At 67.9% G+C, this 13,525-nt stretch carries 9 protein-coding genes; 5 read left to right on the top strand and 4 right to left on the bottom strand.

Going from position 1 to position 13,525, the window contains the following annotated elements; genetic code table 11:
- Positions 1–595: 595 nt before the first annotated feature.
- Positions 596–1,729, bottom strand: a complete 1,134-nt coding sequence (locus F7R26_RS18470; RefSeq protein ID WP_150985685.1) for a metallophosphoesterase — start codon at positions 1,727–1,729, stop codon at positions 596–598.
- Between the two features lie 328 nt (positions 1,730–2,057).
- Here F7R26_RS18470 and F7R26_RS18465 point away from each other — a divergent pair, with 328 nt between their 5' ends.
- From F7R26_RS18465 to F7R26_RS18455, 3 genes are read left to right on the top strand one after another with little or no spacing between them, the layout of a single operon-like run.
- Entirely contained in the window at positions 2,058–3,269 is a 1,212-nt protein-coding gene (locus tag F7R26_RS18465; protein ID WP_150985684.1) for an efflux RND transporter periplasmic adaptor subunit, read from the top strand.
- Between the two features lie 13 nt (positions 3,270–3,282).
- Positions 3,283–6,447 carry an efflux RND transporter permease subunit gene (locus F7R26_RS18460; protein ID WP_150985683.1) on the top strand — a complete coding sequence of 1,055 codons (3,165 nt, stop codon included), beginning with the start codon at positions 3,283–3,285 and terminating at the stop codon, positions 6,445–6,447.
- Positions 6,444–7,889, top strand: a complete 1,446-nt coding sequence (locus tag F7R26_RS18455) for an efflux transporter outer membrane subunit (protein WP_150985682.1) — start codon at positions 6,444–6,446, stop codon at positions 7,887–7,889. The genes F7R26_RS18460 and F7R26_RS18455 overlap by 4 nt, the downstream gene beginning before the upstream one ends.
- 28 nt (positions 7,890–7,917) lie before the next feature.
- Here F7R26_RS18455 and F7R26_RS18450 read toward each other — a convergent pair whose 3' ends face one another.
- From F7R26_RS18450 to F7R26_RS18440, 3 genes are all read right to left on the bottom strand, one after another.
- Positions 7,918–9,273, bottom strand: coding sequence for an MATE family efflux transporter (locus F7R26_RS18450; protein WP_150985759.1), 1,356 nt, complete (start codon positions 9,271–9,273; stop codon positions 7,918–7,920).
- Between the two features lie 31 nt (positions 9,274–9,304).
- Positions 9,305–9,841 (bottom strand): winged helix-turn-helix transcriptional regulator, encoded by a 537-nt coding sequence (locus tag F7R26_RS18445; RefSeq protein ID WP_150985681.1) that lies wholly within the window; start codon positions 9,839–9,841, stop codon positions 9,305–9,307.
- Between the two features lie 127 nt (positions 9,842–9,968).
- Positions 9,969–10,901, bottom strand: a complete 933-nt coding sequence (locus F7R26_RS18440) for a LysR family transcriptional regulator (protein WP_150985680.1) — start codon at positions 10,899–10,901, stop codon at positions 9,969–9,971.
- A 161-nt stretch (positions 10,902–11,062) separates the two neighbouring features.
- Here F7R26_RS18440 and F7R26_RS18435 point away from each other — a divergent pair, with 161 nt between their 5' ends.
- Positions 11,063–11,995 (top strand): SDR family oxidoreductase, encoded by a 933-nt coding sequence (locus F7R26_RS18435; RefSeq protein WP_150985679.1) that lies wholly within the window; start codon positions 11,063–11,065, stop codon positions 11,993–11,995.
- On the top strand, positions 11,995–13,500 hold the full coding sequence (locus tag F7R26_RS18430; protein WP_150985678.1) for an acyl-CoA synthetase: 1,506 nt from the start codon (positions 11,995–11,997) through the stop codon (positions 13,498–13,500). Before F7R26_RS18435 ends, F7R26_RS18430 begins: the two co-directional genes overlap by 1 nt.
- Positions 13,501–13,525: the final 25 nt, after the last annotated feature.

Raw genomic sequence — 13,525 nt, 5'->3', positions numbered from 1 at the left:
GCGACCCCCCCTCGTCGACAGGCAAAAAGAGCGGCCGGGGGCCAAACTCACATCGCCTTAAGGCGATGCTCAGACACGGCCCCCTCTTTTCCGCTCTTTTTGCCTGCCGACGAGGCGCCCCATGACGGGAGATGAAAACCCAGACGGCTCGCTTCGCATCGCGGGCGGGTGATTGCCGCCTTTGGGGCGGCAATCACGGCTACACCGCATGGTGATTTGACGACATCGCTCTCGCGCTGGTTCTGCCGTGTTTCCCGCCTGGGGGCGGGAAACACAGGAGCGCGATGCGAAGCGAGCCGTGAAGGTGTGCCAAGGCCGTATGGGGCGCCTCGGGATTTCATGAAAAGAGCGGAAAAGAGGGACCCATGTTTGAGTATCGCCTTAAGGCGATGCGAGTTTGGGTCCCGGCCGCTCTTTTCATGAAATCCCGAGGGGGTGTCGCCCCATCCGGCGCGCCTTTTTTGCCTACTTTTTTGGCAAGACAAAAAAGTAGGTCGCCGCCCCGCAGGGGCGGTGAAACTGCAGTTGAATTTGCAGTTGAGGTTGAAGTTGAAGTTGAATTCGCAGTTAAGCCCGAGACTACTCCCAAAAAAACTCACTTCCTCACCAACCTCAACTTAGTAATCTCCGACGGCGCCCCAAACCGCTTAGGCGGCCCCCAATACCCGGTCCCCCTGCTCACATACACCCACATCGCCTCATGCCGGTTCAACCCGGCGGTATAAGGCTGCTGCATCGGCACGAACAGGTTCCAGGGCCAGAACTGGCCACCATGCGTATGTCCGGAGAGCTGCAGGTCGAAACCCGCGGTGGATGCAGCCGGCGCCGTGCGCGGCTGGTGCGCCAGCAGCACGCGCGCGGCTACCACCGCCGGGGCGCCATGCAGCGCGCGCGCCGGGTCACTGCGGTGGCTCTCGTCGAAACGGTGGGCGGAAAAATCGGTCACGCCTGCCAGCACCAGCGCTTCCTCCTCCTCCCCGATCACCACATGCTCGTTCATCAGCACGCGCAGGCCCAGTCTGCTCAGCTCCGCGATCCACGGCTCGGCGCCGGCGTAGTACTCATGGTTGCCGGTGACAAAGTAGGTGCCATGGCGCGCCTTCAGGTTGCCTAGCGGGGCCGTGTGCCGGGACAGCTCGCGCACGGTGCCGTCGACCAGGTCGCCGGTGATGGCGATGGCGTCCGGGGCCAGCCCGTTGACGCGGGCGACGATGCGCTCCAGGTAGGCGCGCTTGATGGTGGGGCCAACGTGGATGTCGCTGATCTGCACGATGGTGAAGTCGTGCAGCGAGTCAGGCAGGCCGGCGATGGGAACTTCCACCTCGACCACCTGCGCCAGCCGCCGCGCATTGAAGAATCCCATCAGGGTGACCAGCAGCGCCAGCACCGGCACCGTGGCGGCAGTGCCGGGCAGCATCCATGCCGGGTGCCAGCCGGCCATCGCGCTCACCAGCAGCACGACGTCGCGCGCCAGCGTCAGTATCAGCAAGGAAGAAAAGAAACCCATGGCCAGCATGCCCACCCAGGTCAGCGCATCGGACCACGGCTGGTCCAGGCGCCGCGCCAGCAGGCCTGCGGGGATCAGCGGCCACGACAGCGCCAGCCATGCTACGGCTAGCGCCTTGATGGCGAAGGACACCGGCATGTCGGGTAACAGGCGCAGCCCGATATAGCCGTGCAGCAGGCCAACCACGAGGGCGGCGACGAAAACGGTGGTGCGAGGGGGCATGCCACCTCCAGGGTGTGGGAGTCGGTGCCGGATGCTTCCAGCATTGATATTGTTTTAGCGCATTCCGGCGACGCTGCGATGCTGTGAGAGGGTGGCCGGCGCCCTGGAATTGTCGTCTCTGCGCCGCTTTTCCGCTTTGGGCATCGATGCCGTACGTGAGGTCCCCGGCCGCCGGATTCAAGGGGCGCAAGTTGTGCCCGAAAGCACTTAAATCGCTTGCAAGAAAAATTGAATTGTTTGCATCACCTCCCTGGGTTTTACTTGCGTGACCAGTTGCGCACGCTTGCGGCAGCCGCCGCAGGTGCAGATGACTGCGGGAGGGCGGCAAATGAATCCGTCGGGTCGGCTGTGGGGCGGGGCGTTGTCGCTCGCGTTGCTGTGGCTGCTGGCCGCTTGCGGCAAGCAGGAGGCGCCGCCAGCGGCGCAGCAGGCGGTGCCCGTGCAGGTCATCAAGACCGTGGCGCAGGACTTGCCGGTCACTTTCGAGTTTGTCGGGCAGACCCAGAGCGACCAGGCGGTGGATATCCGCGGCCGGGTCTCGGGCTTCCTGGTCAAGCGCAGCTATGTGGAAGGCGCCATGGTCAAAGCCGGCCAGTTGCTGTTCGAGATCGACCACAAGCCCTTCCAGGCCCAGCTCGACGCGGCCAAGGCGCAACTGGCGCAGGAGCGTGCGCGGCTGGAAGTGGCGCGCGCCAACCTGGCGCGGGTCAAGCCATTGGCCGAGCGCAATGCGCTGTCGGCGAAGGACCTCGACGACGCCACCGGCAACTATCATGCGGCCGCTGCGGGCGTGGAGCAGGCGCGCGCGCAGGTGGAGGCGCAGCAACTCAACCTGTCCTATACCTATGTGCGCTCGCCGGTGGACGGCGTGTCGAGCTTCGCCGTGCTGCCCGAAGGCGCTTACGTGAGCGCCACCAACAGCTTGCTGACCACGGTGTCCACGCTCACGCCGATGCGCATCAATTTCAGCATCTCCGAGCCGCAGACGCTCGAGTTCCGCGCCCAGCAGGCCAACAAGCAACTGGTGCCGCCGCCTGACCAGCACTATGAGGTCACCGTGGTGCTGGCCGACGGCAGCGAGTATCCGCGCAAGGGCCGTATCACGTTTGCCGACGCCACCTACAACCAGCAGACCGGCACCTTCCTGGTCCGCGCGGAAATGCCCAACCAGGAAGGGGTGCTGCGCCCGGGCCAGTTCGTGCGTGTCTTGGTCAACGGCGCCAAGCGGCCCGACGCCATCGTGGTGCCTCAGCGCGCCGTGGTCCACGGGCCCAAGGGCGACCTGGTCTTCGTGGTGGACAAGGACAGCAAGGCCTCGCCCCGGCCGGTGACGGTGGGCGACCTGTCTGGCTCGATGTGGCGGATCTCCCAGGGGCTGGGAGCCGGGGAGACGGTGGTGGTGGACGGCGCGAGCAAGATCGCGCCGGGCGCAACGGTAAAGATCACAGGCGAGGCGCCACCTGCCGCCGTGGGTGCGGGCAGTGTGCCGGCACCGCCTTCCGCACAGGGTGCCTCCGCGCCCGTGGCCCAGTCATCCTGAGGCACAGACCAATATGCTCTCCGCATTCTGCGTCCAGCGGCCCATCTTTGCGGCGGTGCTGTCACTGATCATCGTCATCGGTGGCGTGGTGGCCATGTTCGCGCTGCCGATCGCCCAGTATCCCGACATCACCCCGCCCCAGGTCACCGTCAGTGCCACCTACGCCGGCGCGGATTCCGACACCGTAGCCCAGACCGTCGCCGCGCCTATCGAGACCCAGGTCAACGGCGCCGACAACATGATCTACATGCAGTCGACGTCTTCGCCTACCGGGTCGATGACGCTCAATGTGTATTTCGACATCGGCACCGACCCCGACACCGCGCAGGTGCAGGTGCAAAACCGCGTCAACCTGGCGCTGCCGCAGTTGCCGGACACCGTGCAGAAAACCGGCATCAACGTGCAGAAGCGCTCCTCCAGCTTCCTGCTGCTGATTGGCGTGTATTCGCCCGATGGCCGCTTCGACCAGCAGTACATCAACAACTACGCCAACCTCTACGTGCTCGACGCCATCAAGCGCGTCAATGGCGCCAACCAGGCGCAGATCATGGGCTCGGCCGATCTGGCCATGCGCATCTGGCTCAAGCCGGACCGCATGGCAGCGCTCGGCATCACCGCGCAGGATGTGCAGCGCGCGGTGCAAAGCCAGAACGAGCAGTTCGGCGCCGGCAGCGTGGGCCAGGCGCCCAACAGCAAGCCGGTGGAGTTGACCTTTCCGCTGGTCACGCCGGGGCGCCTGACCACGCCCGAGCAGTTCGAGAACATCATCCTGCGTGCCGATAACACCGGCGCCGCGGTGGTGCGTCTGCGCGATGTGGGCCGCGCCGAGATCGGCCAGCAGCAGTACACGTTGCGCTCCGCGCTCAACGGCAAGCCGGCCACCATCATCGCGGTGTACCAGCAGCCTGGCTCCAATGCGCTGCAGGTGGCCAAGGATGTGCAGAAGGCGCTGGACGAGATGTCCAAGACCTTCCCGCAAGGCGTGAGCTACAAGGTGGCGCTCGACACCACCGAGTTCGTGCGCGCGTCCATCGACGAAGTGGTGCACACGCTGATCGAGGCCGTGATCCTGGTGGTGCTGGTAGTGTTCATCTTCCTGCAGAACGTGCGCGCGACCATCATCCCGGTGCTGGCGGTGTTCGTCTCGATCTTCGGCACGTTTGCCGGGCTGCTGGCGCTGGGCTTCTCGATCAACCTGCTGACCTTGTTCGCGCTCGTGCTGGCGATCGGCATCGTGGTGGACGACGCCATCGTGGTGGTGGAGAACGTCGAGCGCAACATGGCCGAGTTCAAGCTCTCGCCCAAGGAGGCCACGCTGCGCGCGATGGAGGAAGTGACCGGCCCGGTGATCGCCATCGTGCTGGTGCTGTCCGCCGTGTTCATCCCGGTGGCCTTCGTCTCCGGCACCACCGGGCAGCTGTACCGGCAGTTCGCGCTGACCATCGTGGTGTCGGTGGTGCTGTCCGGCTTCGTTGCGCTGACCTTGTCGCCGGCCCTCGCCGCGATGATCCTCAAGCCGGGGCACCATGAGCCATGGCGCGGCTTTGTCTGGTTCAACAAGCGCTTCGACTGGCTGGTGGATCACTACGGCAACTGGGTGCGTATCTTCATGCGCCGCTCCGTGGTGGCGCTGCTTTGCTTTGTCCTGATGCTGCTGGCGGTGTGGCAGCTGTTTGGCCGGATTCCCACGGCGTTCGTGCCATCGGAGGACCAGGGCTATGTGCTGGTGGCGGTGATGATGCCGGACTCCGCCAGCCTGGACCGCACCGAGAAGGTCACCTCGCAGGTCGCGGCCATGTTCCGCGAGCATCCGGCGGTAGAGGATGCATCGGCGCTGTCCGGCTACAGCTTTATCGACAGCCAGTACAAGACCAATGCCGGCACCGTCTTCGTGGCGATGAAGCCGTTCAAGGAGCGCAACAAGCCAGACCTGCTCGTGCCGGGATTGCTGCAGTCGATCACGCCAAAGCTGCGGGCGATTCCGGAAGCCATCATCATCCCGGTCAATCCCCCGTCGATTCCGGGGCTGGGCTCGCAGGGCGGCTTCGAGTTCTGGCTGCAAAGCCGCGGCACCGGCAGCACGGCGGAGCTGGAGGCGACCACGCGCGCGTTCATCAAGGCCGCGGCCAACCATCCGGAACTAGGGCGGCTCAACAGCACCATCCAGGCGGCCTCGCGCCAGATGCGGGTGGAGGTGGACAAGGAGAAGGCCGAGACCATGGGCGTGCCCATTGCCGACGTGTACGGCACGCTGCAGACGCAGTTCGGCTCGCTCTACGTCAGCCAGTTCTCGCAGTACAGCCGGGTCTGGCAGGTGATCCTGCAAGCCGAGCCCCAGTACCGCGCCAATCCGAACGACCTGCAGTTCCTCTACGTGCGCCAGCAAAGCGGCGCGATGGCGCCGGTGTCCGGCCTGCTCAAGACCTACTACAGCAGCGGCCCGGATCTGCTCTCGCGCTTCAACAACTTCCCGGCTGCCAAGATCACCGGCGACGCCGCGCCTGGCTACAGCTCGGGCCAGGCGCTGGCGGCGATGGAGGCGGTGGCCAAGGAGGCGTTGCCGCCCGGCTACGCCTACGGCTGGAGCGGCGAGGCGTTCGAGGCGAAGAAGTCGGGCAACACCACGGCCATCGTGTTCGTGTTCGGCATCGTGATGGTATTCCTGATCCTGGCCGCGCAGTACGAGTCGTGGTCGCTGCCGCTATCGATCCTGAGCGCAGTGCCGTTCGGCCTGTTCGGCGCGCTGGTCGCCATCTTGCTGCGCGGGCTTTCCAATGACGTGTACTTCCAGATCGGCATGGTCACGCTGATCGGGCTGGCGGCGAAGAACGCCATCCTGATCGTGGAGTTCGCGGTGCTCAAGCAGAAGGAAGGCCTGTCGCACGCGGACGCCGCGGTGGAGGCGGCCAAGCTGCGGCTGCGGCCGATCGTCATGACCTCGCTGGCGTTCATCCTGGGCGCGGTACCGCTGTTCATTGCCAGCGGCGCGGGCTCCAATGCGCGGCATTCGATCGGCACCGGCATCATCGGCGGCATGATTGCCGCGACCACGCTGGCGCTGCTGTTCGTGCCGCTGTTCTCGTACCTGATCGGCACGGGCGTCGACAAATGGGCCAGGCGCAAGGGCGCACCGGCAGCGGCAACGCAGCCCGAGCCGGCAACGGGAGAGCCGTCATGAGCGCGCGCCGCCTGCTGGTGGCTGCCGGCGCGATGGTGCTGGGCGCTTGCGCGCTCGGACCGGACTACCGGCGCCCGGACGTGGCGCAGCCGCCGCAGTACCGCCTCGATGCCGGCGCGTTGACCGTGGCCGCGGATAGCGCGTGGTGGGACAGCTTCGGCGATCCGGTGCTCAACGCGCTGGTGGATGCCGCGCTGCGCAGCAACTACGACGTGCGCATCGCGGCTGCGCGCATCGATGCGTTTCGCGGGCAGTTGCTGGTGGCGCGCTCTGGCTTGTTCCCGCAGGTCGGGCTCTCCGCGTCGGCCACGCGCCAGCGCGCGGGCACGTTCAACGGCACGCCGTTCGCGTCGCTCGATGGCCCGCGCAACAGCTACCAGTTGCTTGCCAACGCCAGCTGGGAGATCGACCTCTGGGGCCGCATCCGCCGCCAGGCGGAAGCCGCGCAGGCCGACCTGCTGAACGCGGAATACGCGCGGCGTGGCGTGGTGCTGGCGCTGGCCGCTTCGGTGGTCCAGGGCTATGCCAACCTGCGCGGGCTGGACGCGCAACTGGACGTGGCCCGCCAGACGCTGGACGCTCGTGCCCACGCGCTGGAGATCTTCCGCATGCGCTACGAGGGCGGCGTGGTCTCACAACTGGAACTCTCGCAGGCCGAGAACGACTACTACGCCACCGAGGCCTCCATCCCGCCGCTGCGCAGCGCAATCGCGCAGACCGAGAACGCGCTGTCGGTGTTGCTCGGGCGCGAGGCTGGCCCGATCGAGCGGGGCAAGTCCATCACCGAGCTGCAGGCGCCGCCGGTTGGCGCCGACCTGCCAGCGGCCTTGCTCGCGCGCCGCCCGGATGTGCTGCAGGCCGAGCAGAATGCCGTTGCGGCCAACGCGCTGCTCGGCGCCGCCGAGGCGCTGTACCTGCCGGCGGTGAATCTCTCTGGCTTGTTCGGTGCGGTGGCGGCGTCGCCGGGCGCGCTGTGGCACAGCGCCTCGCAAGTGTGGGGCATGAGCGCCGGGCTGACGCAGCCGATCTTCCAGGGCGGCGCCATCCGTGGCCAGGTGCAGACGGCCGGGGCGCAGCGCGAGCAGGCGCTGCTGGCCTACCAGGGCAGCGTGCTGGCGGCGCTGGCCGATGTGAACAGCGCGCTGGCCAATGGGCTGGAGACGCGCAACCGGCTGGGCAGCCTGCAAAAGCAGGAGCGCAGCCTGACGGTATATGCCGACCAGGCCGGCGCGCGCTACGAGGGCGGCTACTCCAGCTACCTCGAAGTCACCACCGCGCAGGAGAAGCTGTTTGATGCGCAGCTTGCAGCCATTCAGGGACAGGTCGATGTGTTGAACGGCACGGCAGCCTTGTACAAGTCGCTGGGCGGCGGATGGCCGGCGGTGCCGGCCGAGGTCAGGGATGCCGGGTTGGGCGGCAACGCGCGCCCCGTGATGCGCTGAGCGGGCCGCTTGCGCCGCCCACTCAGGCTCAGCGTGCCGACCAGTTAGCGCCGCGCACGCCAAACGCCGTCACCACGCCGTAAGCGGTGATGCCCAACGCCACGCCCAGGAAGTGCCCGTCCAGGCCCATGCCCACCGCGTTCGCCAGCAGCCAGCCGCCGCCGGCGGCCAGCGCGATGCGCGAGATGCCGGCCGCGATCGGCCAGCCCATGCGGCCCGCGCCCATCGACGCGAAATACAGCGCCATGCCCAGCCCGAAGCCGCCGAAGGCCGGCGCGACCCAGGACAGCGCGCGCGCGGCGATGCTTGCCACTTCGGCATCCTTGGTGAAGAACCCGGCAAAGACATCCGGCGCCAGGCCCACCACCGCACCCACCGCGCCGGCCACCGCCAGCGCCATCAGCGCGCCGGCCCAGGCCGTGCGGCGTGCGGTGGCCCAGTCGCCGGCGCCGACTGCTCGCCCCACCAGCGCGGTTAGCGCGGAGCCCACGCCGAACGCTAGCGGGATCATCAGGAACTCCAGCCGTGCCGAGATGCCGTACGCGGCCACCGCGGCGGTGCCATAGTGGCGCAGCTGGGTGGTCACGAGGATCGTGGACAGGTTGGCCACCGAGGCCAGCGCGCAGGCCACCAGCCCCACTGACAGGATGCGCGTGAACAGCGCGCGTGACGGACGGATGCGCAGCATCGGCACGAACCCCGCGCCGCCCCGCAGCACCACCCAGGCCATGGCCAGCGCCGCCGCCCACGACACCGCCGCCAGCGACGCACCGATACCGGCCAGGCCCATGCCTACCGGCTCGGCCAGCGTCCAGGCCAGCACCGGGAAGACGATCCACATCAGCGAGAGCACCCGCGCCGCCAGCGCATGGCGGCCACCGCCGCGCAGCACCGATGCCAGCGTGTTGGCCAGCCAGGCCGGCACCGCGCCGGCGCCGAACAGCCAGATCGCATAGGTGGCGGCCGCGTCTGCCGCGGTCTGCCCTGCCACCGCGCCCAGGACGGCGCGCGGGAAACCGGCCATCGCCACGGCAAACGCCAGCCCCGCGGTGACCGCGATGATGAGTGCGTGCAGCACCAGCGACGAGGCCTCCTCGCGCTTGTTCGCGCCCAGCGCGCGGGCGATGGCCGCCACCACGCCACCGCCCATGGCGCCGGTGGACATCTGCTGCAGCAGCAAGGCAAACGGCAGCACTACCGCCCAGCCCGCCAGCGCCGCCGTGCCCTGGCGCGCCGCCAGCCAGGTCTCGATCAGTTGCGCGCCCGCCTGCAGGAAGGCGATCAGGCTGGTGGGCGCGGCCAGCACCAGGATGCGGCGCATCAGTTCGCGCATCAGCGGGTGAGTGGGGGTGGCAATGGGTGCGGCTGCTGCGGCCGACGCCATCGCGGCTCCGGCCATGGGATTGGCTTGCGGCTCATTCATGGCTGGACTCCGTTTCGTCTGTCAGCGGTTCGTCTGCGGCCTGCAGGCCGGCAGCGGCGCCAAAGCGCCGCCGCAGATAGCTGCCCGCGCCGGGGCCCGGCGCCACGCGCAGGTCGTCCAGCGTCAGCGGGCTGCCGTCCGGGCGGGCCAACGCCGGCGTGGCAATCTCTGCGCCGGTGTGCTTGTCCTGCAACAAGGTGAGCGGGCCGCGCTCGTCGGTCATCCAGCGGTCGGCCCAGGCCTTCAGCGCCACAAAAGCGGGAAAGAAGTCGCGGCCTTTCTCGGTGAGGTGGTAGGCATGCCGCGCACTGTCGGGCGCCGGCACGCGCTCCAGCATGCCGTGTTCCACCAGCGTCTTCAGGCGTGCGCTGAGGATGTTGGGCGCGATGCCCAGGTGGCGCTGGAATTCATCAAAGCGGGTGCTGCCGTAGAACGCCTCGCGCAGCAAAAGAATGGCCCAGCGCTCGCCCAGCACCGCCATCGAGCGGGCAATCGGGCAAGGCATGCTGGCAAAGTCGGTATGTCCCATGGTCTCCTCTCACGCGCTTTGCAGGGTTGGCTCTGATGTTTACTTTCGTTTTGCAAGCCAAGGGTTTCGGCGCATCTTAACTTGCAATTTGAAAGTTTGCTGGCGCGCTGCAAGCGGCGTGCGGGGACTACGGTGCGCACAAAGCGGTACCGCCCGGGGCGCTGAAGACATCCAGCGCCGGAATCCGCTCGCGCAGGAAGTCGATCAAGGTGCGCGTGGCCATCGACGGATGCAGGTTGGGTGTGGTGATGATGTAGAGCCGGCTGCCCAATCCCTCCGGTTTCCATTCGGTCAGCACCGGCACCAGGCGGCCTTCGCGCACATCGTCCCAGCCGGCGTAGACGGGCAGCAGGCCCACGCCGTGGCCGTCGCGTACCGCGCGCATCAGGAAGGGGAAATGCTCAGACTGCAGGTGCGGGCTCAGTTCCACCTCCTCGCGCTGGTCGCCACGGTCGAGCGTGAGCACAAAGCGCCGGGCGGGATAGGGCGGGCACAGGAACTGGCAGCGCGCCAGGTCGGCCGGGGTTTGCAGCGGGCCATGGCGGGCCAGGTAGCCGGGCGAGGCGCAGAGCTGCCAGTCGATGGCGCAGATGTCTCGCGCTACGTGGTCCAGCGGCGGCTGCGAAGTCACCTTGAGCGCCACGTCGATCTCCGCGGCGATCAGGTCGACCACGCGGTTGGCAAAAAACACCCGCAGCGAGATGCCGGGATGCCGCCCGGTGAATTCGAGCAGCAGCGGCGCGAGGAAGGTGTCGCCCAGCCCGGTCGGCACGCTCACGCGCACGTGGCCGCGCAGGGTGGTGCCCAGGCTGTCGATCTCAGCCTGGGCGGACGCCACTTCCTGCAGGATGCGCAGCCCGTGCTGGTAAAGCGCGCGGCCCGCTTCGGTCAGTTCCAGCCGGCGCGTGGTACGGCGCAGCAACTGCGCGCCAGCCTGGTGCTCCAGTTCGCGCAGCTGGCGGCTGACCTGCGAGCGCGTGACGCCGCGCCGCCGCCCCGCCTCGGACAAATTGCCGGCTTCGACGATGTCGACGAAGGCCTGGATCAGGTTGAGGTCCATCCGGGATTCCATGGAGAATTGTCGCGTATGGCGCAACATTGTGAGTCGCTGCGAGGGAATTGTCGATGCGGGGAACCGAGGCTACAGTGACCATGCCCTGCCGGATCGCCAAGGCAGAGCCAGGCGGGCGCGACACCGCCCTGAAACAAGCAGGAGACACCATGTTCAAGAACGATCTTTTCGCCGGCCAGCGCGTGCTGATCACCGGTGGCGGCACCGGGCTGGGCCTGATCATGGCCGAGCGCCTGGCGGGGCTGGGGGCGGAGCTGCACCTGTGCGGGCGCCGGCTGGCGGTGCTGGACGAGGCCGCCGAGATGCTGCGCCACCAGCACGGCACCAAGGTCGTGACGCACGCGGTGGACATCCGCGACGCGGCTGCTGTCGACGCCATGATCGAGACCATCTGGACCCGGCACGGCCCGCTTGATTGCCTGGTCAACAACGCCGCAGGCAACTTCATCAGCCGCACCGAGGATCTGTCGCCCAACGGCTTTCATGCCATCTCGGACATCGTCTTCCGCGGTACCTTCTACACCACGCAGGCCGTGGGCAAGCGCTGGATCCGCGACGGCCATCCCGGCTCGGTCCTGTCCATCGTCGTGACCTGGGTCTGGACCGGCTCGCCGTTCGTGGTGCCGTCCGCCATGTCCAAGGCGGGCGTGGATGCCATGACCAAGTCGCTGGCCGTGGAGTGGGGCCGCCACGGCATCCGCTGCAACGCCATCGCGCCGGGCGTGATCCCCACCGAAGGCGCGGGCTCGCGCCTGCGTCCGCAGGATGCGCAGCAAGACGCGATGAGCGGCCAGAACCCCACGGGCCGCATCGGCCAGCCGCAGGATATCGGCAACCTGGCCGCCTTCCTGCTGGCCCGCGACAACGCGTGGATCAACGGACAGACCATTGCGCTGGATGGCGGCGATTACCTTGCCAACGGTGCTTATTTCAAGCAGTACCTGGATTGGGGCGATGCCGAATGGCAAGCCGCGCGTGAGCGTATCGCGGCCACGAACGCCGCCGATCGTGCCGGGCGCAGCGTCAACGCACCGACCCCGACCCGCTCTACCACCAAGCCTAGCCAGGCTGGAGACAACTGATGGCCGCTGACCTCTTGTTTGAAGACATCCACCGTACCGGCGCCGAACTGAGCGAGCGCGGCGCGCGCCTGGCCGGCGGCCTGCGCGCGCTTGGCCTGGGCGAAGGCGACGTGGTCGCGGTGCTGCTGCGCAATGACCCGGTCTTTGCCGATATCGTGCATGCCTGCCGCACGGCCGGCACTTACTACTGCCCGATCAACTGGCACTTCACGGCGGAAGAAATCCGCTTCCTGCTGACCGACAGCGGCGCCCGGGCCTTGATCGTCAGCGCCGACCTGCTGGACGGCGTGCGCGCGGTGGTGCCCGAAGGCGTACAGGTGCTGGCGGTGGCAGCGCCCGGCAAGGACAGCCCCGCAGGCGCGACCGGCTACGAGAGCTGGCTCGCCGCGCAGCAGCCCTACGACGGCCCGCGGGTCGCGCCGCGCGGCCACATGGCCTACACCTCAGGCACCACCGGCCGCCCCAAGGGCGTGCTGCGCGCCGCACCGCCGCTGGCCATGCTGGACGAGCAGCTCGCGCGCATGCGCTCGGTGGTGGCGCAGACCATGGGCATCGTGCAGGGCACGCGCGCGTTGATGGCCGCGCCGCTGTACCACAGCGCGCCGGGCGTGTTCATCCAGAATGCGCTGCAGCTTGGCGAGTGCCTGGTGCTGTGCGCGCGCTTCGATCCCGAGCAGGTGCTGGCGCTGGTGGAGAAGCACCGCATCGACGTGCTCTACCTGGTGCCGATCATGTATGTGCGCATGCTCAAGGTGCCGCCCGAAGTGCGCGCCCGTTATGACTTGTCCTCGCTGCGCTTTGTCGCCTCGACCGGAGCGCCGTGCGCGCCCGAGGTCAAGCGCGCCATGCTGGACTGGTTCGGCCCGGTGATCCATGAAACCTATGCTTCCAGCGAGGCCGGCATGATTACCGTGGCCACGCCGGCCGACGCCCTGGCCAAGCCCGGCACGGCGGGGCGCCCGGTTGACCAGGGCGAAGTGCGCATCCTGGATGAGCAGGGCGTTGCCTGCGCCCCCGGCGAGATCGGCCTGGTCTATGTGCGCCAGCCTGCCTACCCGGACTTCACCTATCGCAACAACGAGGCAGCCCGCCGCGCCATCGACCGCGACGGCCTGGTCAGCCTGGGCGACATGGGCTACCTGGATGCCGACGGCTACCTCTTCATCTGCGACCGCGCCTCCGACATGGTGATCTCCGGCGGCGTGAACATCTACCCGGCCGAGATCGAGCACGAGCTGGTGCGTTATCCCGGCGTGGCCGACTGCGTGGTGTTCGGCGTACCCGACGACGAATACGGCGAGCGGCTGCTGGCCATGGTGCAGCCGGTGGCGGGCGCCACGCTGGAAGAGGGCGCCATCATCGAATGGCTGCGCCAGCGCCTGTCCGGCTTCAAGGTGCCGCGCACCATCGTGGTGGAGGCGCTGCTGCCGCGCGACGATACCGGCAAGCTGGCCAAGCGCCGCCTGCGCGACAAGTACTGGGAAGGGCGCACGCGGCGGGTTTGAGCCGCACCGGACACCGAATGCCGAG

It is taken from the genome of Cupriavidus basilensis (assembly GCF_008801925.2).
GTDB lineage: Bacteria > Pseudomonadota > Gammaproteobacteria > Burkholderiales > Burkholderiaceae > Cupriavidus > Cupriavidus basilensis.
Note: the sequence above shows the minus strand (reverse complement) of the source record. Positions and strands in the feature narration are given on the sequence as shown.

What these genes read in the sequence shown, in the direction of transcription:
- F7R26_RS18465 (WP_150985684.1), top strand. Translation starts at nt 2,058, where the DNA reads ATGAATCCGTCGGGTCGGCTGTGGGGCGGGGCGTTGTCGCTCGCGTTG.
- F7R26_RS18440 (WP_150985680.1), bottom strand. Translation starts at nt 10,901, where the DNA reads ATGGACCTCAACCTGATCCAGGCCTTCGTCGACATCGTCGAAGCCGGC.
- F7R26_RS18450 (WP_150985759.1), bottom strand. Translation starts at nt 9,273, where the DNA reads ATGGCGTCGGCCGCAGCAGCCGCACCCATTGCCACCCCCACTCACCCG.
- F7R26_RS18470 (WP_150985685.1), bottom strand. Translation starts at nt 1,729, where the DNA reads ATGCCCCCTCGCACCACCGTTTTCGTCGCCGCCCTCGTGGTTGGCCTG.
- F7R26_RS18435 (WP_150985679.1), top strand. Translation starts at nt 11,063, where the DNA reads ATGTTCAAGAACGATCTTTTCGCCGGCCAGCGCGTGCTGATCACCGGT.
- F7R26_RS18430 (WP_150985678.1), top strand. Translation starts at nt 11,995, where the DNA reads ATGGCCGCTGACCTCTTGTTTGAAGACATCCACCGTACCGGCGCCGAA.
- F7R26_RS18455 (WP_150985682.1), top strand. Translation starts at nt 6,444, where the DNA reads ATGAGCGCGCGCCGCCTGCTGGTGGCTGCCGGCGCGATGGTGCTGGGC.
- F7R26_RS18460 (WP_150985683.1), top strand. Translation starts at nt 3,283, where the DNA reads ATGCTCTCCGCATTCTGCGTCCAGCGGCCCATCTTTGCGGCGGTGCTG.
- F7R26_RS18445 (WP_150985681.1), bottom strand. Translation starts at nt 9,841, where the DNA reads ATGGGACATACCGACTTTGCCAGCATGCCTTGCCCGATTGCCCGCTCG.